Origin of the sequence: Haloprofundus salinisoli (genome assembly GCF_020097815.1) — an archaeon.
GTDB classification, from domain to species: domain Archaea; phylum Halobacteriota; class Halobacteria; order Halobacteriales; family Haloferacaceae; genus Haloprofundus; species Haloprofundus salinisoli.
Genome location: NZ_CP083665.1, coordinates 1 through 20,440, shown reverse-complemented (window position 1 = coordinate 20,440; position 20,440 = coordinate 1). Strand labels below are relative to the sequence as shown.

14 protein-coding genes are annotated in these 20,440 nt (G+C 61.6%); 5 read left to right on the top strand and 9 right to left on the bottom strand.

The genetic code is table 11. The features are described 5' to 3' along the window. Entirely contained in the window at positions 1 to 1,116 is a 1,116-nt protein-coding gene (locus LAQ73_RS17435) for a DUF354 domain-containing protein (protein ID WP_224271140.1), read from the bottom strand. 180 nt (positions 1,117 to 1,296) lie between these two features. Here LAQ73_RS17435 and LAQ73_RS17430 point away from each other — a divergent pair, with 180 nt between their 5' ends. Then, on the top strand, positions 1,297 to 2,250 hold the full coding sequence (locus LAQ73_RS17430) for a glycosyltransferase (RefSeq protein WP_224271139.1): 954 nt from the start codon (positions 1,297 to 1,299) through the stop codon (positions 2,248 to 2,250). A 41-nt stretch (positions 2,251 to 2,291) separates the two neighbouring features. Here LAQ73_RS17430 and LAQ73_RS17425 read toward each other — a convergent pair whose 3' ends face one another. The 4 genes from LAQ73_RS17425 to LAQ73_RS17410 all read right to left on the bottom strand — a co-directional run bounded on the left by LAQ73_RS17425 (position 2,292) and on the right by LAQ73_RS17410 (position 7,453). Continuing rightward, complete coding sequence (locus LAQ73_RS17425; protein WP_224271138.1) at positions 2,292 to 3,116, bottom strand: DapH/DapD/GlmU-related protein; 825 nt, start codon at positions 3,114 to 3,116, stop codon at positions 2,292 to 2,294. A gap of 80 nt (positions 3,117 to 3,196) precedes the next feature. Then, positions 3,197 to 4,777 (bottom strand): alkaline phosphatase family protein, encoded by a 1,581-nt coding sequence (locus LAQ73_RS17420; RefSeq protein ID WP_224271137.1) that lies wholly within the window; start codon positions 4,775 to 4,777, stop codon positions 3,197 to 3,199. A 119-nt stretch (positions 4,778 to 4,896) separates the two neighbouring features. Continuing rightward, positions 4,897 to 6,720: a hypothetical protein gene (locus LAQ73_RS17415; protein WP_224271136.1), complete on the bottom strand. Its 1,824-nt coding sequence runs from the start codon at positions 6,718 to 6,720 to the stop codon at positions 4,897 to 4,899. 34 nt (positions 6,721 to 6,754) lie between these two features. Beyond that, the gene (locus LAQ73_RS17410) at positions 6,755 to 7,453 is read right to left on the bottom strand and encodes a polysaccharide deacetylase family protein (RefSeq protein ID WP_224271135.1); all 699 of its coding nucleotides are present in this window, start codon (positions 7,451 to 7,453) and stop codon (positions 6,755 to 6,757) included. A 243-nt stretch (positions 7,454 to 7,696) separates the two neighbouring features. On the opposite strand from LAQ73_RS17410, the gene LAQ73_RS17405 reads away from it, so the two are divergent. Further along, on the top strand, positions 7,697 to 9,148 hold the full coding sequence (locus LAQ73_RS17405; protein WP_224271134.1) for a hypothetical protein: 1,452 nt from the start codon (positions 7,697 to 7,699) through the stop codon (positions 9,146 to 9,148). A 274-nt stretch (positions 9,149 to 9,422) separates the two neighbouring features. Beyond that, positions 9,423 to 11,801, top strand: a complete 2,379-nt coding sequence (locus tag LAQ73_RS17400; protein ID WP_224271133.1) for a hypothetical protein — start codon at positions 9,423 to 9,425, stop codon at positions 11,799 to 11,801. A 269-nt stretch (positions 11,802 to 12,070) separates the two neighbouring features. Here LAQ73_RS17400 and glmS read toward each other — a convergent pair whose 3' ends face one another. Together glmS and LAQ73_RS17390 are read right to left on the bottom strand one after the other, a co-directional pair. After that, on the bottom strand, positions 12,071 to 13,891 hold the full coding sequence (gene glmS / locus LAQ73_RS17395) for a glutamine--fructose-6-phosphate transaminase (isomerizing) (RefSeq protein WP_224271132.1): 1,821 nt from the start codon (positions 13,889 to 13,891) through the stop codon (positions 12,071 to 12,073). A gap of 353 nt (positions 13,892 to 14,244) precedes the next feature. Beyond that, entirely contained in the window at positions 14,245 to 14,829 is a 585-nt protein-coding gene (locus LAQ73_RS17390; protein WP_224271131.1) for a DUF7344 domain-containing protein, read from the bottom strand. Positions 14,830 to 15,482: 653 nt separating this feature from the next. Between LAQ73_RS17390 and glmM the strand changes: the two genes are divergently transcribed. Next, complete coding sequence (gene glmM, locus LAQ73_RS17385) at positions 15,483 to 16,826, top strand: phosphoglucosamine mutase (RefSeq protein WP_224271130.1); 1,344 nt, start codon at positions 15,483 to 15,485, stop codon at positions 16,824 to 16,826. Between the two features lie 92 nt (positions 16,827 to 16,918). Further along, the gene (locus LAQ73_RS17380) at positions 16,919 to 17,839 is read left to right on the top strand and encodes a transcription initiation factor IIB (protein ID WP_058583480.1); all 921 of its coding nucleotides are present in this window, start codon (positions 16,919 to 16,921) and stop codon (positions 17,837 to 17,839) included. 438 nt (positions 17,840 to 18,277) lie between these two features. Here LAQ73_RS17380 and LAQ73_RS17375 read toward each other — a convergent pair whose 3' ends face one another. Then, positions 18,278 to 18,688 carry a DUF8160 family protein gene (locus LAQ73_RS17375; protein WP_224271129.1) on the bottom strand — a complete coding sequence of 137 codons (411 nt, stop codon included), beginning with the start codon at positions 18,686 to 18,688 and terminating at the stop codon, positions 18,278 to 18,280. 149 nt (positions 18,689 to 18,837) lie between these two features. Beyond that, on the bottom strand, positions 18,838 to 19,617 hold the full coding sequence (locus tag LAQ73_RS17370) for a ParA family protein (RefSeq protein WP_224271128.1): 780 nt from the start codon (positions 19,615 to 19,617) through the stop codon (positions 18,838 to 18,840). Positions 19,618 to 20,440 lie beyond the last annotated feature (823 nt).

Sequence of the window (20,440 nt, the reverse complement as noted above, 5' to 3'; positions counted from 1 at the left end):
TTACAGCGGGGTTGCGTCGGTCTGTTCGACGTTCTTTCGTTCACTGTAGCGAGTCAGCGAGGCGTTTCTGCTGACCGCCCGCGGATCGGTCACGACGTCGACGATGAGCTCGGTGAGATTCACCCGCTCGTCCATGAACGTCCGGCGACGCTCCTGCCAGAGCGCGGGGACGCTCTCGTCGACGAGCAGTTCGTCCGCTCGCTCGACGACGGCGTCGAAGTCGGTGATGTTGTCGATGAGGCCGTGGCGTTCGAGTTCGGCGAACTCGCCGAACTCCTGGTCGACGAACGCGCTCGACCGAATCGCCGGCGTGCCGAGCAGCGACGCTTCGGTGACCATCGTCCCCGTGTCGGCGATGAGCAGCGACGCCTCCGCGAGCGCGTCGTGCATCCGCGCGGGGTGGATGTCGTACGGTCGCGCCGGAAGGTCGTCGAAGTCCATGTTGTCGCCCTCGTCGGAGACGAGCACCGTCGCCTGCTCGGAGAGGTGTTCGATGAGTTTGCGGCGGTCTTCGAGTGAGAACCCTTTCTTCCCGGCGTCGTGCATCGCGTCGAACGAGTTGAAGCGAAGCATGACGAAACGTTCGTCGGACCCGACGCCGAGCTCCTCGCGGACGCTCGTGTCCGATTCGAACACGTCGGGGTGGAGGTACGCGCACTCCTTCAGACCGGGGAACGTGTAGTGGTTCGGTCCGAGGTCGAGGCCGTACACGTCGGGTGTAAGCACCACGTCCGCGAACTTGCTGGCGAGTTTCGGCAGCAGCGTCCCGGGAGCGGAGTCGCGGAGGAGAATCGTCTCTGCGCGAAGGAGCGTCCCCGCGTAGGCGGCGTACGCGCCGAGACCGACGACGACGTCGGGGTCGAATCGCTTGGCCGAAACCGGAATCTTGAGCAGTTGCGTCGCCAGTTCCTGAGCCATCCCGGTGTTCGAATACGCCGCCGTGTCGTGGTGGCCGTATATCTCGAACGGGAGGTCGTAGTACTCGAGGAGGTCCTTGGTGCACGTGTAGTCACGCGCCAGAATGTGGACCTCGTGTCCACGGTCCTCCAGTCGCCGGACCACGTTCTTGTACACGTGAACGTGGGCCGGAGTGTTCGTGAATATTAGATACCTCATCCCGCTCGTAGAATAACCTCATCCGGCCTTTGTTATGGCCTGTCTACCGATGAGTGCGGGACGAACTCCGCTCCGTCTACCGATTTCGGAAGTGAGCGAACCCTCACCACGGGCGGTCAATCAGGGTGTGGATAACAAAGCCCGACGATAGACTACACCCGTTAGTAGCACCATCGTCGTATGCACGTTCTCAACCTGACTACCAACGCCGACGCAAGATTCTACCGACTACAGGTCCGGGCGCTCGAGGAGTCGCACGGAGTAACCTGTACGACTCTCTCCGTTCCGGGTAAACACCACGCCGGGTCCCCGCGAACAGCGGCCGACTACCTGCGGTTCTTCCCGCAGGTCATCCGCCAGTCGCTCGGTGAGTACGACCTGATTCACGCGAACTACGGCCTCACCGCGCCGATGGCGCTCTCACAGCCGCGACTACCGGTCGTGCTGTCGCTGTGGGGGTCGGACCTCGAAGGCTCTTACCGGGCGGTGAGCAAGACGTCCGCCCGGTTCTGCGACGCCGTCATCGTGATGTCCGAGGAGATGAAGGAGTCGCTCGGACAGGAGTGTTCGGTCATTCCCCACGGCGTCGACCTGGAGCGGTTCAGCCCGACGCCGCAGGCGGAAGCGCAAGCGGAGCTCGGGTGGGACGACGACAAGTACCACGTGTTGTTCCCGTACTCCCCCGAGCGAACGGTGAAGGACTACCCGCGCGCCGAGCGCGTGGTCGAAGCCGCTCGCGATCAGATGTCGAAACCGATCGAACTCCACACGATCAGTGGCCTCCCGCACCCCCGCGTCGCGGTGTACATGAACGCGTCCGATTCGCTTCTTCTCACGTCGAAGCGAGAGGGGTCGCCGAACGTCGTCAAGGAGTCGCTGGCGTGTAATCTGCCGGTCGTGGCGACGCGCGTCGGTGACGTTCCCGAACGACTCGCGGAGGTCGACCCGTCCTTCGTCTGTGACTCCGACGAGGAACTCGTCGAGAATCTGGTTCGAGTGCTCGAACGAAACGAGCGGTCGAACGGACGCGAAGAGGCCAAGCGCATCGGCATCGAGCAGATGGCCGACCACATCTACGAGGTGTACGAGGAGGTCCTCGCCAAGAACGGACGAAAGGTCACCCAGACGGCCTGAGCGAAAACGAGCTTTTCGAGGTCGAATCGCCGTGAGGAGAGCTATCGCCGTATCGGCCGGGCGGGCGACCCGACGACGGTCGTTCCCGCGTCGACGTCGTCGAGGACGGTCGAACCGATACCCAACTCGGCGTCGTCGCCGACGGTGAGGTGACCGGCGACGGCGACGTGCGGCTGGACGACCACCCGGTCGCCGATTTCGGTGCTACCGGAGACGCCGGCGCCGTACGCCATGGAGACGTTCTCGCCGACGAAGACCTGATGTGCGATGTGAACCTGCGCGCTGAGGACGGAGCCGTCACCGATGACCGTCTCCGAGAACGCGGCGCGATCGACGCTGCTGTTCGCGCCGATTTCGACGTCGTCGCCGATGACGATTTCGCCGAGGTGGGGTTGTCGGAGCGGTCGGTCGGTCTCGTCGCGGGCGAACCCGAATCCGGGTTCGCCCAGGGTCGTTCCGGCGTGGATTCGGCAGTCGTCGCCGAGCGTCACGGCGTCGCCGATGTACGCCTGCGCGCCGACGTAACACCGGTCGCCGAGTTCCGCGCCGTCTTCGACGACGGCGCTCGGGTGGATGGTGGTCTCTTCTATCGGGTCGGCGAAGAACTCGCGGGCGGCCTTCACGAAGCCGAGTTTCGGGTCCGGGTGGCGGATGAGCGCGCGGTCGAGTTCGGGCGTCGACTCCGGGCAGATGAGCAGTCCGGCGGCGGAGCGAGCGAGTTCCTCGGGGTCGTCGTACCGGGAGAAAGCGAAATCCTCGGCCGTCGCGTCGTACAGCGACTCGACGCCGGAGACGGACACGTCGTTGCCGTCGAGGCTCGCGCCGAGAAACGATGCGATGTCGGAGGCGCGTAGTTCGGTGGGCACGAGCCGAAAATCGGGGACGACCGGTATTGTAATGACCTGATTGTCGTCCGTCGTGAAGTCGAAAGGTCGTTCGTGTTCGGCTACTCCATGTAGCCGAGACCTTTCAGCCGGTCCTCGACGCCGGAGAAGTCCTCTTCCTCGGCTTCGCCGCGGCCGACCTCGCCGTAGGGGCCGTACTCGACGGACCGGGCGGCCGTCTCTGAGTCGTCGTCGAACGCTTCGAGCAGGACGCGGCCGTCGGTGTCCTCGGGGACCGGTTCGCCGAGCGCGTGCAGGAGCGTCGGCGCTACGTCGACGACGGTCGCGCCGTCGACCGACGCGCCGGCGGCCACGTCGTCGCCCCACGCGAAGAAGATTCCCTCGGGACGGTGGGACGCCTTGAGCTGGCCGCTGTCGATGCAGACGTCCTCAGTGAGCGAGGCGCGGACCTCGTAGCCGGGCCGGCCCTCCAGGACGATGTCGGCGGAGTGTTCGTCGTCGTCGTAGATGTCGTCGCCGTCGAACACCTCGAACACGGGGTCGCCGGTTTTGGGGTCCGTATAGCTCTCGAACAGCTCCATCAGGCGAGCTTTGACCTCGGGGACGCGCTCGCGCGGGACGATGCCCTCGTCGAACCGGTCTTCGGCGTTGACGAACACGTGGCCGGAGCCGTGGACGAACGCTTCGGTCTTCGAGAAGTCCGCGTCGTACAGCGCGTGGTCGCCCGGAACCTGGTCGGCGACGGAGTCGACGAACCGGTCCGGCAGGTGTCGGGCGACGGTGTCGATGTCGAGGTTGACCGCGCCGAGCGTCTCCTCGATGCGTTGTTTCGTCAGGCCGAAACGCTGGAGCGCGCCGCGCTTTTTGTCCTGCTTTCGGACGAGGAACCCTTCCCGTTCGAGCAGCGTGTTCGCGCAGGCGTACTGGTCGATGGGGCCGAAACCGTGGTCGGAGACCACGTAGAGGTTCGCTCCGCGCTCCTCGACGTAGCGAAGCACGTCGCCGAGAATCGTGTCGAGCAGGCGGTAGTGCGCCAGCAGCGTCTCCTCGTCCCAGATGAGATGTTGGAGCCGGTCGGGTGCGGTGAAGACGAAGAAGAACAGTCGCCAGTCTTCCTCCGTCATCAGTTTCGAGAGTAGTTTGCGGCGCTGGGTAGCGAGGTTCTCGATGGCGGCGGGGAACTCGTCTTTCCGGTCGTGGTAGTCCGCGTACCGCATCCCGATGATGTAGTCGGGGATCTCCTCCTGGATTTCCTCCGAGAGCGACTTCGGACTCGTGAATCGGTCGTTGAAATCGGGCGTGAGCATTCCGGTGACCATCTTGCCGTCGATGTCGGTGGCGGGGTAGGTCATCGGCACGTTCGCCACGATAGACGGCGACAGCATCTCCCAGAGCGTCGGGCGCGAGAGATCCGAACTCGTGTACATCTCGCGGCGATAGTCCTCCATGAGTCGCTGGAAGTCGTAGAGACCGTGTTTGTCCGGCCAGACGCCGGTCGCAATGGAAGGCCACGCCAGCGGCGTCGACGCCGGGCGAGTACTCTGAAGCGAACCGGACGCACCCTCGTCTGCGAGACGCTTGAAGTTAGGCAGATGCCCGTCGTCTATCCACGACTGAAGCATCCCCCACGGGACGCCGTCGAGTCCGAGCACGAACGCTCGCGTCGTTGAGTCAGAATGCATTGCTACTACACGGAGACATACCGGATACGCGCTTTGTTATGCGTCGCGTATTCCCTCACTCGGTCTGAGTAGGTCGGCGTTGAGAAGCGTCGTGAGCCGAAAATCGAGGGAAACTCTAGCTACTCGAACCCGTCGCGGGTGACGTACAGCGTGTACTCCGAGTTCGACTGGACGAGGTTCAACTGCCGCTGTGTCGGCAGCGACTCGTACTCGGCCTTGGTGTACGCCTTCTCGTTGTACAGCAACACCTCACGTTGGTAATCCGTCTCTGTCGTGACGAAGTATCTCGGACCGTCGAACTGTCCGGAGACGTTGCTCACGTTGTTGCCGCCGCCTTCGATCGGCACGTTAGCGACCGGCGGGCCGGCCGGGTCGGTGATGTTCTCGAAGCCGTACACCGCGTCGGAGAACCGCTCGGGACCGCCGCCGGTCGACGAGAAGAACACCTCTCCGTTTCGGTGCTCGAACGTCGTCTCGTAGCCGGAGTACTGCTGTTCGGAGACGTGCTGGGTCGTCTTGACGATGTACGGCGACGGGAAGATGACGACCATCGACATCGCCAGCATCGCGACCATCACCACGGCGGCGACCGAGCGGGCGGCGTCGAACGTGAGCCGGCTCTGCAGGCCGCCGACGATTTTACTCAGCGCCACCGCACCGACGATAGTCGCCACGACGAAGATGAAGCCGAGCTGTCGGTAGCCGAGCGTCGGCGACCCGACGAAGTACGCGCCGAACAGGCCGACCAGCGGAACCAGCGCGACGCCGAGGTACAGCACGAGCGACTGACTCCGCACGTCGTCGTCGAGGCGGCCCGTCGACGTGAGTAGGAAGAACAGCCCCGTGAGCACAGCGTAAATCGTGGCAACGAGGAAGATTTTCACGAACAGTTCCTCCAAGCTCACACCGATACTCTCAGCGCCCCCACCCGTCGTACTGATTTGGTCACTGCCCACGAACGCAGCCTGCAGGATATCGACGTACACACCCTCGAACGCGCCTTGGAACCGGTCGCGCGGAATCATCCACGCGAACAGGAACAGTCCTAACAGACCGGTTTGAGCGTACACCGGCCGGTGACTGGCGACGATAGAGTCCATCGCCCGCCTGCGTGCGAGGAACTGGATGATACCGATCGTCCCGCAGACGATAAAGAGGTTCAACGCCTGCATCGGGTGGTAGAGTACGAGACCCGCGCCCACGAGGAAGAACAGCGCCCCGAAGACGAACGGGCCGCCGGAGACGTCGTCGAACGAACTCTGGACGTAGCGGACGAGTAAGTACAGCGCGAGCGTGGCGATGAATATCGCCTGCGTACTCGGATGCGGCATCAGGTGCACTGCGATGTGGTTTAGCGGCAGGAGCAACCACGCCGAGAATGCGCCGAACACGAGCGCTCGGCTGCTGCCGGTCATCGCACGCGCCGTCAGCGGCACGAAGATGAGGAACACGACGAGCGTGACGACGACGACCAGCATCATGGAGCGTCGAAGTCCCATCGCCGTGACGAGGTCTATTGCGTCGGTGAGGCTATGGAGACTCGGATAGAACATCTGCTGAGGCAGAACCGATGCGCGCTGGATCGAGCGCGCCCACCCCAGGTGACTCAGCGAGTCGCCCGCCCCGACGAAGAAGTAGCCGCGAACGAGCGGCATCGAGACGACGGTCGTGATCGCGCTTCCGCCGAGGATGAGCGCCCAGAGGCGCGTCCGCCCCGCCGGGAGAAACAGCGCGTACACGGATGCGACGAGAACCGCAGCGCCGATCGCAGCCCAGACTGCGACCGGCGTTCCGGCGTATATCGATAGCTCGTACCCGGTCGCCGGGACGCTTCGCGCGTAGAGAATCGCCCCCGCGAGCGCGAAGAATCCGACGGCGAGAAGCCCGGTCGCGACGAGGTCTTCGCCGTCGGAAGACTCGTCGCCGGCCTGTCTGAAACTCATGAACAGTTACAGAGATAGCGAAGAACAGCCATTGTTAATCGCCTCCTTCGGAGAGGAACTCCGAAGCCAAAAAGCCCCGTACGGCCTCGAATCGGCGCTTCTGCTGCTGTTCGAGGCGTTCTTCGAAGGTCGCGTCTTCGTCGCCCCACAGACCGGGATGGGTGAGCAGCTGCATCCGCTCGGGGATACCGCCCTCGAACGGATGGCCGCTACGCCAGCGCTGGCCGGAGTCCCCGAGATAGGTGACGGCGCTGAAGAATCGCGGTTCGTAGCTGTTCACGAACCCGTTGAACGACCGGTCGAGCGTCCACTCGGGGGGAATGTGAAACGCAATCGTCTCGGTGAGGTCGTCGACGACGGAGTCGAGCGTCTTTCGTTCGCCGTCGATTCGGCGGAGCAAGTCGGATTCGAGCGGTTCCTCGCGCCAGTACTCGTGCGTGCTGAAGTGAAGTCCGACGTCGTGTCCGAGCGCTTCGATCTCCGCGATAGTCTCTCGGATGTCTCTCGCGTGAACGTTGTAGAACGGGGTCGTCACGAGAAAGAAGTACGTCGACTGCACGTCGCGGTCGGCCTCCATTCGAGCCATCCGAAGCGCCTTCTCCGGCGACCAGTCGACGTCGTGTCGAAGGATAACTTGTCCGCGCGACGGCATCCGCTCGTAATCTGTAAACGAGTAGCCGTCCTCGATGAGCGAGTCTAAGAGACGACCGTACTCGTCGAAGGTAAACTCCATCGGAATGTCCGTTCACTAGAAGTCGGCTTTGGAATGAGGGGGCTAATCCAGCGTAGGTGGCGGAGAGCCGACCAAATGTGGGGTAGGTGAAATATAACAATGACCGGGCCAAAGATAGAACCACGTGTGACAGAGAAGCAGTCTCGTTCAGGAGTAAGCAGACGAACGTACCTGGCGGGACTTGCTACGGGACTGACGGTCGGGGTGGCCGGCTGTGTCGACTCGTCGGGTGACCCAGCCACGATGTCGAACGGGTCCATCGACGAGACCGGCAACTCGGTGTCGAACTCGGGGATTCCGTACGCAGGTCGGTATCAGAATGTCGTCGACGTTGCAGCGTCGGGAGCCGATACGAGCGGTTCGGAGGCGATAAACGGGCTATTGGACAGAGTCGTGGGCGACGATACGCTTCTGTACTTCCCCGAAGGGGAGTACCGCATCGACGCGATTTGGGCGATACAGGACCACCGGAACGTCGGCATCGTAGGTGAGAACGCGACGTTCCGTCCGCCCGACGGACAGAGCGGTGTTTGGCTGAGCTTCGACAGAGTCAACGGACTTCTGTTCGAGGGAGTGTCGGTAGCCTGCCGAGGAGAGGGGGTTGCACCCCAGATACAGGTGTTCTGCGACGGTGGAAGGAACGTTGTTCGGGACATCAGTCTCTTGAGCAGGTACACAGTCTCACGCCGAACTCAGGCGTTCACGTGCAGGGTATCGGGTTCCGAGACGGAGCTGCTGGTCGAGAACGTCGACATGTCGAAGGGGTCGACACACTCGACAGCAGTGTTCATCTTCCCGACGAGCGACCCCGGGTCGATAACGTTCAAGGACTGCCGCATAATCGGATGGGAGGAGCAGGGCCTGTACGGTTCGGCCCACGGTGGGCCGATGAAGGTACTTGGCGGCGAGTACGCGAACAACGGCCTCTCACAGATCCGTGTTGGTGGCGGGAACGCGGACACGGCCGCGCTCGTGAAAGGGGCGACGATCCGAATTGACGAACCACGACCCGACATGAAGAACATGCGCGGGATCTGGCTCAAAGAGGGAGACGACACCGTCATCGAGGACTGTACCATCAAGATAACCAGTCTCGACGGAACGCTGAGTTCCGGTGGCATCGTCGTCGACAAGGAGCACGGCAAAACGACGGTCAAAAACACGGATATCCTCGTCAACGCGCCGACTTACGGAATCAAAGCCCGGTATCCGAAACCGGGGAACTTCTACGCGCCGAGCCTTCGTTCGAGGCCCGAACAGTGGGACATCAACCTGGAGAACGTCCGGATTCACGGGAACGGAACGGGGTGGAGTGCGGTTCAGGTGGAGGGCCGCGACGAGACGGTGCTGAATCAGGTGGATATCAAACAGTCCGGGACGAACCGCGACGGAATCGACATCATCGACTCACCCGGAACGGTGCTGAAGAATCTCTCGGTCGTCGTCGGCCGATACCCGCTGTTGGTGGGCATAAATCAGGAAAGCGATGACTGCGGCGTGCTCCTCGGAGAGAGCTCGCGCCTCGAGAGCAGAAACCACCAGACGAGGGCCGAGGCGGACCGGCATCTCGTCGACGAGACGCTCCCGTTCTGCATCGACAGACAGTTCTTCGGGGAGGGAACCAGCAACGGACGGTTCGCGATCACCGGCGTCAACAACAGCGGCGTGGTCGGAACGTTAGTCGACATATCCTGAGATATTCCTTTTCGGTACAGTTCACAGAGTCGGACGACGGGGCCTTTGTAAGCAAGAAATAACCGGACGGAGAATTCCTAATGGAGTGTTAATCGGCGATTTACACGGTGGGATAACCCGTCAAACACCCGAAAATGGCGTTTCATTGCTATTAATCAGATTTCCATACATTCACGAAATTCTAAGGTTTCATTCAGGAATTAGTGAATGTATCCAGGAATAATCGGGCAGACTAGGAAAGATTTATAGGTGCAGTCTTATCTTAACCGAGTGCATGGCACGCGAACTGGCAGTCAACGATACAGAAGAAGAGTCGACTACTGATGGCGATAACGACGGATTACTCCTCGGTCGCCGGTCCTATCTCCAGATGGCCGGCGCAGCCGCGGCGGCTGCAGCGACGGGCGCCGGTGCCAGCGGCGTCGCGTCCGCAGCAGTCTCGGAAAACAACTACAACACCGTCGTCAACATCGCCGAAGCAGGTGCGGACACCTCCGGCAACCGGACGATAAACAGCGTTCTCGAAGACCACCTCCAGAACAACACGCTCGTCAAGTTCCCGAAGGGTACGTACAAGCTCGCCCCGTTCAGCAAGAGCGGCCTCAAGAACTTCGCGATGGTGGCCCCGAACGGCGCAACCATCGTCCCCGACCACTCCGGCGGTACGACCCTCATCAGCCTCTCGCGAGCGCAGGGCGTACACATCGAAGGTTTCGACGTCGAACAGCCGGGCAGCACGTCCTCCCGCGTCGTCTTCAAAGCGACCTCCGGAACGAACGTCCTCAAGAACTGGCGGCTTCTCGACCGGCAGGACGCCGGTAGTGAGGTCGGCGGCGCATTCCTCCAGTGCGCTGGCTCCGACACCGTCCTGACGCTCGAGAACGTCGACTTCTCGAAAGGCGGTCTCGGCATGGGCGTCTGGGTCCGACCGACCATCGTCGGCGACTACCCCGACGTCGGCGAGGTTCCGGAACTCGACCCCGCCGGGACGCTCAACTTTGTCAACTGTGACGTCAGCCGCTGGGACCACGAGGGACTCTACGCCAGCGCTCACTCCGGCCCCGTCAACGTCATCGGCGGCCGCTACGCGAACAGCAACATTCAGCAGATTCGTACCGGCGGCCCGAAAGCGGTCGTCAAAGGCGCGGAAGTCGTCTGCGACGACAAAAGCCACACGCCGCGGGACCGCAACGCCCGCGGTATCTGGATGAAGGAAGGCCACGAGATGCTCATCGAGGACTGCGACATCATCATGAGCGACGTCGGTGCGTCCTCGGGCGCCATCGTTCACGGAACTGAAGGTGGCAAGATGACGGTTCGGAACACCCGAATCAAAATCGACGACAACGTCAAGGCCCTGAAATCGCGCTCACCCAAGAGCTGGCCGTTCCGCGCCGTCTCGATGGACTCCGCGCCCTCCTCCCGACGCCTCGTCATGGAGAACGTCAGCGTCACGGGCACCGCATCGGGCGACGAAGCGATTCTCATCTACGGCCGCGACGGCTCCGAACTGCGCAACCTCTGTGTCGAACAGAACGGAAGCAACCAGAACGGTATCCAGATCAACGGTTCGAGCAACGTCACCCTCCGCGACTCCACCATCAACGTCACCGGTCAGGCGACCGTGTTCAACAGCTCCAACGTGAACACGGCCAACGTCTCCGGCAGCGAGAGTTGCCCGACGCCGAACTTCGATGGGCGGCCCGTCGAGTACGACGGCAATACGGGCGGTTCAACCAACGAATCCGGTCTTCCGAACCACGTCGAAGTGACCGGCGACGGCAACTACGCCTTTGCGGCTTCGGGCGAGATCAAGAACGCCGGCAAGGCAAACCTCGAAAAGGAAGACTCCATCGAAGCCCAGACGGCCAGCGGCACGGTCGTCAACGGTGGGACCGACTCCTACGGATTCGAAGGGGAACTCAACGCGCTCGATGCCGACGACGGCGTCACCGTGAAGCTCAACGGCGAGGCGGTCAACGCGGCCGACTACCCGTCTGTGTCCCGCCCGAACGTCATCGCAATCAGCGGCGACAACGGTCTTGCGAGCTACGAGTTCACCGTCGACGGCGAACTCGGCGTCGGCCCCGCTAGCGCCGGAACGTTCAACGAAGAGGACAACATCCACGGCGCGACGGCCGAAGGCGCAACCGCCGGCGGCCGGGACGCGTACTCGTTCTCCGGGAACATCACGCAGTTCCGCTTCACCGAGGGAACGGCGACGGTGTACGTCAACGGTCAGGAAGTCGACCCCTCGGAACTCGGGTCCGACACGACTGACGGCGGCAGCACCGACGATGGTTCCAGCGACGGTAGCACTGACGACGGCAGCACCGACGACGGTAGCGAGGAAGAGGGTCGCGGCGACACCGGCGGCGAGGAAGAGGTCGAGCGCGACTCCGACCACCCGCACCTGCTCGTCATCAACGGTCCGAGCGAGGGCGTCACCAACTACTCGGTGGCAGTGACCGGCGAGATCAAGCACACCGACATCGTCGGCACCGTCGACGCCGAAGACGAAGCCAACGGAAACAAGGCCAGCGGCGCGGTCGCTGGTGGCATCGACGCGTACCTCTTCTCGGGAGACATCACGCAGTTCAACCTGAGTGGCAGCGCGAGCGTCGACCTGAAGAAGGATTACCAGCAAGAGTAGACCGCACGAACGCCTGGTAACCAGGCACGGTTCGTCGGTGCCCGCCCGACACTCCGCTTCCACATCACACAGACGGACATCAGTTAGGTCCCGTCGATTCGGTATACACCACCGTCAACCGCGGGCAATTCACGCCACCCACTCTGACATACCATTCTTCCGGGTGGCTGTTTCGAGACGCGCGAGCGGTAGCGCAGTCGGTCGAACTCGAAAGCACCGGCGAGAAAGCGCAGAATCGACTGCGTCGTCAGTCGAGGGCAACGAACGAGCTACTCGACGGTGACGCTCTTTGCGAGGTTCCGCGGTTTGTCGATAGGTCGGCTCAGCATCGCCGCCGCGTGGTACGACAGCAACTGCAGTTGGACGTTCGCGACGACACCCGCGAGTTCGAGGTTCGTCTCGGGGATTTCGAGGACCATATCCGCGAGGTCGCGGACGCTTTCGGGGTCGCTCGTCACCGCGATGATGGGCGCGCCGCGAGTTTTCGCCTCGGCGAGACTGTGGACGGTTTTGTCGCTGTCGAGGCCGTCGACGATACCGATGATAGGCGTCGACGGGGTGACCAACGCGAGCGGCCCGTGTTTGAGTTCGCCGGCGGCGAAGCCTTCGGCGTGCTCGTACGTGATCTCCTTGAACTTCAACGCTCCTTCCAGCGCCACCGTGTAACCGGTGTTGCGGCCGATGAAGAAGTACGAGTCCACGTCGCGGTACGTCTCGGCGACGGACTGGACGGACGTCTGTTCGAGAACCGATTCGATGACGTCCGGAAGGTCTCGAATCGCCGCGAGCATCTCCTCGGAGCCCTCGGACGGTTCACCGTCGTGGCGGTCACGGTAGTACTGTTCGACGAACAAGGCGAGGCAGACGACTTGCGAGGAGAACGTCTTCGTCGCCGCGACACCGATCTCCGGGCCGGCGCGGATGAACAGCGTATCGTCGCATTCGCGGGCGGCGGTGCTGCCGACGACGTTCGTCACCGCGAGCGTCCGTGCGCCCGCGTCCTGGGCTTTCCGTAGTGCAGTGAGCGTGTCGGCGGTTTCACCGCTCTGGGTGACCCCGACGACGAGCGTGTTCTCGTCGACGTGCGGAATTGCGGTAGCGTACTCGCTGGCGAGGAACGCCTGTGCGGAGAGCTGTCGGTTGGCGCACATTTGGACCGCGTACTTCGCGGCGTGATAGGAGGTACCGCAGGCGACGAACTGTATAGATTCGACGTCCTCGAACGTCCCCGACGGGAACTCTTCGAGCGCGAGTTCGTTCGACTCCGGCTTGACCCGACCCTCGATGGCCTGCCGGAGCGAGTGGGGCTGCTCGTAGATCTCTTTGAGCATGTAGTGGTCGTATGCGCCTTTGCCGGCCTGTTCGGGGTTCCAACTCACCGTCTCGACGGCCGGTTCGGCGATCGAACCGCTCGCGTCGGTGAGCGTGTACCCGTCGGGCCTCACAACCAGCATGTCGCCGTCGTCGAGATAGACGACGCGGTCGGTGTACTCGAGGAACGCGGGGACGTCGCTCGCGAGGTAGTAGCTGTCGTCGCTGACGCCGAGCACCAGCGGCGACCCCTCGCGGGTCGCGTACACGGCGTCGTCGCCTTCGACGATCATCGCAATCGCGTAGCTACCGGAGAGCTGGTCGACCGTCTTTCGGAACGCGGTCTCCGCGTTGTCGCCCGCGTCGAGGTACTCCTCGATGAGGTGCGGGACGACCTCGGTGTCGGTGTCGCTACGGAACTCGTGGCCGTCGGCCGTGAGGCGCTCTCGGAGCTCGCCGTAGTTGTCGATGATGCCGTTGTGGACGACGGCGACGCGCTCTTCGCAGTCCGTGTGGGGATGGGCGTTGTCGTCCGTCGGCGGCCCGTGGGTGCTCCAGCGGGTGTGACCGATACCGACCGGGCCGAGAACCTGTCCGTCGGCCAAGTCACGGAGTTCGGAGACGTTGCCCTGGCGCTTGACGACGGTCGGCCGCGAACCGTTTCGCTGCTTGACCGCGAGACCGGCGGAGTCGTACCCGCGGTACTCGAGGTTCGAGAGTCCTTGGAGCAGCTCCTGGACACCGTCGTCGCCGCCGACGCGGGCGATGATTCCACACATGTTAGCCGCCTCCTCCGTGTCGACTGGGAGCAGGCGCTCGTTCGACGGGATACGTCGGAGTCTGTTGTTCCTGTGTCATGGGTAATTTCGTTCTGCGACTTGAGGGTCGAGTGAACGAACAAGCCTATACGTGGTACAATCATTGTTATACGCTAATTGACGGCGGGCAACCCTGCCCTAATCAAGCGAGTAAACCGTCTAGATTGCCGTATTGACCGGTTTTGCGTGCGGATATGGGATAGCGGGGCGGAGCGAGGTGTCCGATGGAACGGCCGGGAGAGAACACTAAAAGGCGGCTACTACCCGGGCTATGACTGCGAAAAATCGAGGGCCGAGCCGTCGATAGCGAGTGGCTACTTGATTCGAGAGAACTTCTCGGCCGCGACGCGGCGGGTCTCACGGACATCGCGCGCGTGGACCAGCGAAACGCCGAGGACCGACGCGACGAACGCGATGGTGACGAGGACTTGTAGCAGTTGGCCGACGGCAGCTAGCTGAAACAGGATAGCGAACGATCCGCCGATGAGACTGAGACCGAGGTACCGTTTCTCCCATTCGGTTTCGATCTCGGTGTCGTTGTTCAGATACATACCGAGCAGGTCGGCGTTCTCCGAGAGCGTGATGTTGCCGCGGTCCTGTTCGTACTCGATGATACCCGCCTTGTCCATCTTCGGAAGGTGGGTCTGGTAGAGCGCGACGTAGACACGCTTTCGCTGGTCGGAGTTGAGTTCCTGGACTTCGATATCGTTCTCCCAGGCGGCGACCTGTTCGGCGAGTTCCGAGAGCGTAACCGTCCGCTCGACTTCCATGAGATATCGGAAAATGTCCCGGCGACGACGGTTCTTCAGTAGCTCGAAGATGACGTCGAGCGAGAGCTGTTGGTCGTCGTCCTGTTGGGACTCCTGGAGTTGGTCGAACTTACTTTCTGCGACGCTCATTTGTAGAACACGCTTCCGTTGCTGTCGCTGCTGGTCGAGTTCGTATCGTCGTGGTAGTTATTCGTCGAGTGGAGACGCCGCTCTATAGACCGCATCCGTACTTGCATGGTTGACACACCAGTTATCAATCACTACTTATCACATGATAAGCGCCCCCATCCATTTCACAGGGCGAGAAAACCCCACCCCGAATTTTCATCAGTTGAAACTAACGTTTGTCGGTGCATACCATGAGTCCGTCCGAGCATAACCGCGAGACATCGAAATACAGTGAGAGCCTACGACATCGGTGCTTTTCGTAAGGCGACATTGTCCGCCCGCGAGCTACCTCTGAAATCCGACTCGAAGGCTATTTCGCGGCGTTTATCACCAGTTTTGTCCCTCACGATTCCGGAACGACTCGTCGAATCGAATCGCAGCACCACGTCCGATGGGACGGAACTCGGAGCGATGTAGCCTCGCGTGCGCAGCAGGTGTGATGCAGAACGTACGGTCGGGGAACGGAGTCGTGTTTACGAACAAAGTGACGTTAACCAAGCACTCCCGTCGGAGGGTTTTCCTCCGCGAATTTCGTACGGCGAAGAAGTCGTCAGTTTCGGGGGAGATCGTTAGGAAACGTATACTAATGCTGTCTCCAGAGCCTTCAACGTGTAATGTTCGGGACCAGTGGAATACGTGGCCCCGTCGGGAGAGTCGTGACGGCGGACCTCGCTCTCGACGTCGGTCGAGCCCTCGCCTCTCAGGGTGCACAAACGATAGTCGTCGGACGGGATCCCCGGGAGAGTGGGTCCGCTCTCGCCGACGCGGTGAGCGCCGGCGCACGTGAGTGTGGCGCAGACGTCGTCCGCGTCGGCGTCGCAGCGACACCGACGGTCGCACGGAGCGTCGGCTGGCTGGACGCGGACGCGGGTGTCGTCGTCACGGCGTCTCACAACCCGCCGACCGACAACGGTTTCAAACTCTGGACACCGAGCGGGCAGGCGTTCGACCGACCGAAACGCCGGGAGATCACTCGACGGATCAACAGCGAGGCGTTCGAGTTCGCCGACTGGAACGAACACGGCAAGGAGTGGTCGTGGAACCAAGCGATAGAGACGCACGTCGACCGAATCGAGGCGGCGCTCGACCCGATTCGAGGGTTGACCGTCGCCGTCGACGTCGGAAACGGGGCCGGCGGTGTCGTCGCCGAAGCGCTCGAACGACTCGGCTGCTCGGTCGAGACGCTCAACGCCCAACCGGATGGCCGGTTCCCGGGCCGTCCGAGTGAACCGACCGCGGAGAACTGTACGTCCCTCTGTGAGTTCGTCGCCGCGACGGACGCCGAGCTCGGAATCGCCCACGACGGCGACGCCGATCGGATGATGGCCGTCACCGAGACCGGTGAGTTCGTCTCCGGAGACGTGTTGTTAGCGTTGTTCGCGCGCGAGGCGGTCAAGCCCGGCAAGCAGGTCGCCGTCCCCGTCGACACCAGCCTCCTCGTCGACGACGTGGTCGCCGACGCCGGCGGATCCGTCGTCCGAACGAAAGTAGGCGACGTATACGTCGCTGCCGAAGCCGCAAAACCAGACGTTGTGTTCGGTGGCGAACCGAGCGGGGCGTGGATATGGCCCGACGAGACGCTCTGCCCGGACGGTCCGTTCGCCGCCTGTCAGCTAGCGTCGCTCGTGAGCAGACGGGGGCCGCTATCGACGCTCGTGTCTGAAGTAGAACAGTATCCGATCCGCCGGAAGTCGATTCGAGTGACCGACGAGTTGTCCACGATCGAAACCGTTCAAGAACGACTCACGGCCCAGTACGCTGCCGTCGACACGACCGACGGCGTTCGCGTCGAGCGCGACGACGGCTGGTTCCTCGTCCGTGCGAGCGGTACCGAACCGATCATTCGGCTCACCGCGGAAGCCCGAACCGACGAGGAAGCCGACGCCATACTCGCCGAAGTGAGCGAGATCGTCGACGGCGTGAGAGAAAAAGCCCCGAGCATTGATCTCTCCGACTGAGCGCTCATTTCACAACGTTCAACACCGTAAGCTTTCGTTTCGCGTGAAACCGACTCCTGCTCTTACGTGCAATCCGGCTGACCTGCTATTTGATGACGCGGACCGTCGAGCAGCGCACGGGAGACAGAGGGGACGAGTGCCCGGACTGCGGAGGGCCGCTCGTCACCGACACGGAGCGAGGGGAGCTCGTCTGTGACTCGTGCGGTCTCGTAGCAGAGGAGACTGCTATCGACCGAGGGGCAGAGTGGCGTGCATTCAACAAACAGGAGCGAGACAGTCGCTCGCGTGTCGGAGCGCCGATAACGCAGATGATACACGACAAGGGGTTGACGACCGAGATCGGCGCGGGCAACCGCGACGCGCACGGTCGAATGATCGACTCCGAAAAAAGACGACAGCTGTCGCGCATGCGCACGTGGCAGGAGCGGATTCGAACGCGGAACGCGGACGAGCGGAACCTGCAGTACGCGCTGAGCGAAATCGACCGAATGTCGAGCGCGCTGGGGATACCCGACTCCGTCCGAGAGGTGGCGGCGGTCATCTACCGCCAGGCACTCAACAAGGATCTGATTCGGGGGCGCTCCATCGAGGGGATCTCGACGAGCGCGCTGTACGCAGCGTGCCGTCAGGGCAACGTCCCCAGAAGTTTGGAGGAAGTGTCCAGCGTCTCGCGCGTCGAACAGCGCGAGATTGGCCGGTCGTACCGGTACATCGCGGACGAACTCGACCTCCAGTTAGAGCCGACCGACCCCGCGCAGTACCTTCCGCGCTTCTGCTCGAAGCTCGGCGTCAGCCACGAAGTGCAGGCACAGGCGCGCGAGATTCTGGAGAAAACGACTGCGACGGGACTTCACTCCGGGAAGTCGCCGCCGGGATACGCCGCAGCGGCGATCTACGCCGCCGCCGTACTCACCGATACGAACCTGACGCAGCGTGAAGTCGCGGAGGTAGCACAGGTGACGGACGTCACGATCCGAAATCGCTACCGCGAACAGCTCGAGGTCGTCACGTAACGGACAGGACGGTCCAGTCGGGATAGCCGGAGCGCAGACCGAGTTTTCACCGGGGCGGCCGCGAGCTGTCATCCGATTTCGCTCAGAGAGAAGGAAATACAGCTCCGCCCTCTAATTAGGCCAAGATTTCAGCCCGGTAACTAGCATATAACGAAGGGGGTAGCTCTTTATGAATGCAATGGCGCACGTGGACTTCCCTCGGCGCTGAGCCGGCACTTGCCCGGATGTCGGTTCGCAGGCCATCTACGCTCGCTCGGCTACTGGCCGTGGAGCCGAAACGAATGCGTCGGTCTGCACCCTTTTGACGAAATTGCACCTTCGACCGGAGGTTATCCCGTCGAAGCTTCTCTCATCGAACTTTCCTCGGTGATTTTCCCCTCTAAGGGGCACAGCTCGTCGGTCGACTCGCAGCGACGAACAGAAATCGGTCGCGGTGTCTCAGTTATCGTCGCTCGATAGCTCGTCCGTTCGCTCGGCGACTGCCCCCGACTGCTCCATGCCGATCTGCACTAGCGCGGTGTGTAGCTCGCGTTTCTTCGCGCTCTCGATTTCGGGGTAGTCGAGCGTGAGTCGCTTCAGGAACCGACGAAACTCGCGCCGGGTCTCTTCGGGGAGATACAGCGTCGTCGGTACCCACTCGGGCTCTTTGTCAGTTTCTGATTCAGAGTCAGTCTCGTCTCTCGGGTCCGACTCGGCGGATGATGCCGATTCGGCTCCGGAGTCGGCCGCCGACTCTTCGTCGGTTTCCTCAACGGAGCGCCGAGACCGATCGCTCGTGTCCGTCGCCGCGCCGAACCGATCCCCGAGTCGGCGAGTTGAACGCTGTAGGTCGTCGTCTTCCGCCGTCATGGAAGGAACCTCAAACTAGCGAATCGAGAGCACAGTCGCGCTTGCCCCGTACGTCTGCCTCTGTGTTTCGGAATCATAGTCTGGACGATGTTCGGAATCATGGTCTGGATGATGGTCGGAATCGTAGTCAAGGTGATGTAGTACATTATCTAATTCATACCCCGTTCGACGTCCGCTGCGAGACGGTCGAAGATCGGGACCATATCCGACGCCTCGTTGTACGCATAGAGCGTCTCTCCCCTCCGCATTGCGTATTTGATATCGGCGCGCTTTCTGATTTCGTACGGAAGCACGAGTTCTTCTAACCCGGGCGTCGAACGAATCGTTTCGAGCGTTGACTTTGCGACGCCGTCTCGGGGGACCAAGTTCGGCGCGATGCCGAGGACGTCGACATCGATACCGAACGCGGCCTCGATCTCCTCGATTTCGTCGAGCGCCATCTCCAGCGCATCGAGCGACGAGTCCTCGGCCTGAATCGGTATGAGTAGCCGACGCGACGCGAGAATCGCGTTGTCGGTGAGGACACCTAAATTCGGCGGACTATCGACGAGCACGTAGTCGTAACTGTCGTCTGGAAGCGCCGAAAGGACGTTCTGGAGTCGGCGCTCCCTGTTTCTCGCGTTCGAGAGCGCGTCCACGACACCGCGCATGTCGTAGTTGCTCGGCACGAGGTCGACACCTTCGTCGGTTTCGACGACGAGGTCGGTCGGATCGCCGCGAGCGTTGCCAGTGAGATGGAGTGCAATGTTGTCCGTGTCCGCTCGGTACAGTTTCTCCTTGAGACCGAAGTGACGGGTGAGATACCCCTGTGGGTCGAGATCGACCGCTAGAACTCGGTGATCACGTCGCGTCAGCCCGACCGCGAGATGGGCGGTTATCGTCGTTTTACCGACGCCCCCTTTCTGGTTCGTAATTGCAATCGTGTGCACGGGTGCCGGCAGTTCATATCGTGATGCAATAATGTTTCGGGTGCAGTACATTAGATAATGCAGTGCATCTCAAATTTTGATAATGCAGTGCATTTCGTTCGGAATTATAATGTAGTGAATTGAAAAATGTAGTGCATTTTTGAAGAGAGGAGAGACAGCATTGACAAACTGAGAGGAACGACAAAAGAAGGCCAGAACCGGGCGTTAGACGACTTGCCAGAGATTCAGCCAAGAGGTGAACTAACCGAACAGTGAACGGTCAACCAGTGTCTCACGAGGCTCGACCCAGAAAGTAGTCAGAGCGGTCACTGAACGTAGGAGTCGATATCACTCTGTATAAGAAGAGTTGTACGAAGTAACTGAGCTCGGAATAGTACGATGGCCGTCGTTACCGGGAGTCAGCGTAGAGGACGAATTTGTGGATCGGACTAACGTAGTGCCTCTGCGTTGTAGAGATGCGTCGTCGACAAAACTCTACAACTTGCCTATAGCACCGGAGAGTGTATTCATCGACAGCCGACCTAGTATCTCGGAGGTTCCAGTTGAAACGTGGGTAGAAAATGACGGACGAGAACGATAATCTGCGAGCTCTCGTTGACTGGCCCTTGATCTCGCGAGTGCTCGGACACACACACCACCGCCGCGAATGTAACGGGCTCGAAGGTGGGGGTGGCCTCCGAGACCCGGGTTTTGTTGCCGCTATGTCACCGTTCTGTTCCAGTGTCTGTCAATAGGAATTCATGTCTAGAGACCACCTTTTGTCCTGAGGATAGTGTGATTTTTATATAATGAATGCGAAAAGTCCACTAAGTTAACTTCGTTG

What these genes read in the sequence shown, in the direction of transcription:
- glmM (WP_224271130.1), top strand. Translation starts at nt 15,483, where the DNA reads ATGTTCGGGACCAGTGGAATACGTGGCCCCGTCGGGAGAGTCGTGACG.
- LAQ73_RS17415 (WP_224271136.1), bottom strand. Translation starts at nt 6,720, where the DNA reads ATGAGTTTCAGACAGGCCGGCGACGAGTCTTCCGACGGCGAAGACCTC.
- glmS (WP_224271132.1), bottom strand. Translation starts at nt 13,891, where the DNA reads ATGTGTGGAATCATCGCCCGCGTCGGCGGCGACGACGGTGTCCAGGAG.
- LAQ73_RS17375 (WP_224271129.1), bottom strand. Translation starts at nt 18,688, where the DNA reads ATGACGGCGGAAGACGACGACCTACAGCGTTCAACTCGCCGACTCGGG.
- LAQ73_RS17400 (WP_224271133.1), top strand. Translation starts at nt 9,423, where the DNA reads ATGGCACGCGAACTGGCAGTCAACGATACAGAAGAAGAGTCGACTACT.
- LAQ73_RS17435 (WP_224271140.1), bottom strand. Translation starts at nt 1,116, where the DNA reads ATGAGGTATCTAATATTCACGAACACTCCGGCCCACGTTCACGTGTAC.
- LAQ73_RS17430 (WP_224271139.1), top strand. Translation starts at nt 1,297, where the DNA reads ATGCACGTTCTCAACCTGACTACCAACGCCGACGCAAGATTCTACCGA.
- LAQ73_RS17405 (WP_224271134.1), top strand. Translation starts at nt 7,697, where the DNA reads ATGTCGAACGGGTCCATCGACGAGACCGGCAACTCGGTGTCGAACTCG.
- LAQ73_RS17390 (WP_224271131.1), bottom strand. Translation starts at nt 14,829, where the DNA reads ATGAGCGTCGCAGAAAGTAAGTTCGACCAACTCCAGGAGTCCCAACAG.
- LAQ73_RS17380 (WP_058583480.1), top strand. Translation starts at nt 16,919, where the DNA reads ATGACGCGGACCGTCGAGCAGCGCACGGGAGACAGAGGGGACGAGTGC.
- LAQ73_RS17410 (WP_224271135.1), bottom strand. Translation starts at nt 7,453, where the DNA reads ATGGAGTTTACCTTCGACGAGTACGGTCGTCTCTTAGACTCGCTCATC.
- LAQ73_RS17420 (WP_224271137.1), bottom strand. Translation starts at nt 4,777, where the DNA reads ATGCATTCTGACTCAACGACGCGAGCGTTCGTGCTCGGACTCGACGGC.